The organism is Paenibacillus sp. GbtcB18, from assembly GCF_019091125.1.
In the GTDB taxonomy this organism is placed as follows: domain Bacteria; phylum Bacillota; class Bacilli; order Paenibacillales; family NBRC-103111; genus Paenibacillus_F; species Paenibacillus_F chitinolyticus.
Genome location: NZ_JAGXJX010000082.1, coordinates 1 through 746, shown reverse-complemented (window position 1 = coordinate 746; position 746 = coordinate 1). Strand labels below are relative to the sequence as shown.

The window sequence follows — 746 nt, the reverse complement described above, 5'->3', positions numbered from 1 at the left end:
CCTAATTTTTTTTTACAGAGTTTGAGAACGGCTATTTTCAAATATTTTTATTTCAATAATGGTTCTTAGATTTTATATAAAAATGACAAAGAAAAACATCTAAAGATTCACTGTAATTATAATACTCTCATTTCATGGCCCTATATCTGTGCAGCAGGCTTTAATCAATCTCAATTACATCACCAAACTTAAAACATTCTTTTATTATGAAAAGCATCATCGGTACAAATAATTGTCTCATTTAATGGATTTATATCATGTGCTGTTATGTAATTTTTATATAGATAGCCATTTTTATAATATGTAAATGTAATTCTTCTCCTATATACCGAGGGATTGCTTTAAGTATTTCAAAAAATATTAAGCTAATTTTTCAATCGTATGTATGCCTTTTCGATTCATATTTCTTAGAGAACAAATATTAAAACAAGATTTTGAAAGAAAAATATTCAATCTCCAATTATACTTTTCTTATTATGAAAAGGAAGCTGTGAAAATGATTGTATTAAATGTATTTATCCTTTTCGGCAAGAAGACTCCGTCTGATGATGGCTAGTATTCATGATTTTGTAGCAACACCAATAAATTTAAAAAAGTATCATACTTAAGTTAATACAAAAAGGTCCTTAGACATAGCTAAGGACCTTTTTAATTAAATTTAACTACCAACTAACAATTCAGGGAATAAATAATGTAGTACATACATAGTTAAACGTCTAGACTTTCCTTTATACGGATATATATGC

1 pseudogene is annotated in these 746 nt (G+C 26.7%); it reads right to left on the bottom strand.

From position 1 onward, the window contains the following. Positions 1-160: 160 nt before the first annotated feature. Positions 161-314 (bottom strand): annotated as a pseudogene (locus tag KVT34_RS32140) (YolD-like family protein); the annotation flags it as partial. Between the last annotated feature and the right edge of the window lie 432 nt (positions 315-746).